At 54.9% G+C, this 2205-nt stretch carries 2 protein-coding genes; both read right to left on the reverse strand.

Features of this window, described 5'->3' with window-relative positions:
* Window positions 1-40: 40 nt before the first annotated feature.
* Window positions 41-490: an SMI1/KNR4 family protein gene (locus LQT98_RS23215; protein ID WP_231465553.1), complete on the reverse strand. Its 450-nt coding sequence runs from the start codon at window positions 488-490 to the stop codon at window positions 41-43.
* A gap of 2 nt (window positions 491-492) precedes the next feature.
* Window positions 493-2205 (reverse strand): deaminase domain-containing protein (locus LQT98_RS23220; RefSeq protein ID WP_269326136.1); only part of this gene is annotated, 1713 nt, incomplete at its 5' end.

Here is a 2205-nt window from a genome sequence, read left to right on the forward strand (position 1 = left end):
CTCTTGTCAGGACACTTCAGTTACCCACGCTACTTGCTGGCTATTTATGAAAAAACACCCCTTTGTAATCCAAAATCGCCTTCTCAACATGTTGAGAAAAAGAATCGGCAATTATGACAGCAGCCCCACCTCCATCATCAATCTTATACACTGGCGGATCTTGATTATCTGAACACAGAAAGTAACAATACTGATACCCCTGATAGGCAGAGAAAACAAATGCATTTTCAGGAATGCAAAAATCTATTCCCTCCTCTGCAAGCATTTCACTTAGCTCTTCTTTCAAACTCTTTATTGCGGGATAAAAGAAATCGGCATCCCTCTCGAACAACCCAGCCCCCCTACCACATTCTTTTAGAAAATCACGATAAACCATTGGCAACTTAACACCCTGGGCGCTTTCAACCTCTAACACCTCAACATCCGAGAGGCCAGCTATATCGCGCCCCTCATTCAACCCAGCCGCAATAATTCTCTCAACAAAAGCCATAGTTACTTTCCTTTAAATCTAATCTTATTCGGATACGGGCCAGAGTCCACTGTAATTTTTACACCAGGGAACATTTGATCAAACTGATTAATAACCCCCGAGCATGAATAACACACATTCAGCTCTGAGCTTAGACGAACCGTGCCACTCACATTCGGCATAACTGGCAATCCTTGCGGATTATATCTTCTCGCTAAAGTCTCGAGCAGCTTGACCTCAGTATCAAACGCTCGATCCCAATCAACCACCTTTGTGGCAAAAACTCTTTCACCCGTTATGCCAACAGTACCTACAGGAGATTGCGTTCCACTAAGAGCGTATATTCTCCCTGCATCACCATTAATTTGGAAATCAGAGAAAGCAAAATTTTGCTGCATTCTGCGATTAGAGGTAAAGCCAAGAGTCATTCTCTCTCCCAGAAGCTCCTCAACTGTCAAGTGAATAGTAAAACTACTAGATTTATTTCCTGAACGTGTCGCGGCAACGTTATCCAGAATCCGTTCTCGCATAGCAAACGGAGAGGCCAGCATATCATCAGGAACAAACCCAGCCACTGCCCCACGCGCACCGCTGCTGCTCCCCAACCGTCCTACACTGCCAAACGCGCTACGCACCGAAGAAGAACCCGGTCCTAATAGGATCGAAGCTGCAGTCGGCAGAGTTGCACCCGCCGTACCACCCCACACCGCCAATTGAGAGTTACCTGTCAAACTCCCTAGCCAGTATCCCCCATCTCCGGCTTGTTGCTCCATCCACCGGAAACCCGCCCCTACCGTATTGTTCAAACCTTCCAGCATCGTTTGAGAGGTTCCCAGCCGGGGTTGATACGTCAGAGCCGCAGCAATGTTTCGCCCGGCTTCAACATTCCCTCCTGTAAGCATCATCCCATATCCTGAAGCGGGGGCGGCTACCAGACCAGTGGCCATGGTCACGCCAACTTCTTGCACCCCCAGCATCCATTCAACCCCGGACTTCGCCCACTCCAGGCCACGGTTCACCGCATTCAACATGCGTTGCCAAGCACCTGGACGAGGGGCCGTCACAGTAACAGGCTCAAGCGCGATGGTGTCCTCCCAATTAAAATCCTCTGCCCCGCCCGCCTTGCCCGCCGTGGCCCGCTGCGCCACGTCCATCTTCTCTCGCCCGCTGAAGCGTGCTTGCTCCTTGACGGTGGCGGGGCTTAACGACAAGACATTGTCATTGCACTCCCAGACTTGGGCCAGCGCTTGTTGGCTGTCTTGCCGCTGCTGATCCCGCTTCTGCAGGCCGCTCGCCACCTGGTCCCCCAGCGCGCTGCCGAACGATTCCGCCGCAATCGCCCCCGACTGGATGCCGCCCGACACCAATCCCCGCAGCGTGCCGTAGCCGACGCTGGCCACCGGGTCCGTGCTGTTCCAGCCCAGCCCGTCTCCCACCCAGGCGCTGATCCCCGCCGCCGCGCCGCTGGCCACCACCGCGGTCCAGTTGAAGCTTTTCTGCAAACCGGTGGCGACACCCACGCCCTGGGTCAGGGCACTGCCCGCCGCCGCGCGGATGCCGATCGGGGCCTTAGCCAGTGAAGGGCCCAGCAGTCCTTCGCCGATGCCCGCACTCACCCCCGCGCCAATGGCGTTCAAGCCCACCTGACTCCAGGAGAAGCGGTCTTGCATTCCCATCGCCATCGCCGCGCCCTGGCTAGCCATGGAGCCCAGCGCCCCCGCCGCCGCGTAGCCGGC

This window comes from Chromobacterium aquaticum, from assembly GCF_021129195.1.
GTDB classification, from domain to species: Bacteria; Pseudomonadota; Gammaproteobacteria; order Burkholderiales; family Chromobacteriaceae; genus Chromobacterium; species Chromobacterium aquaticum.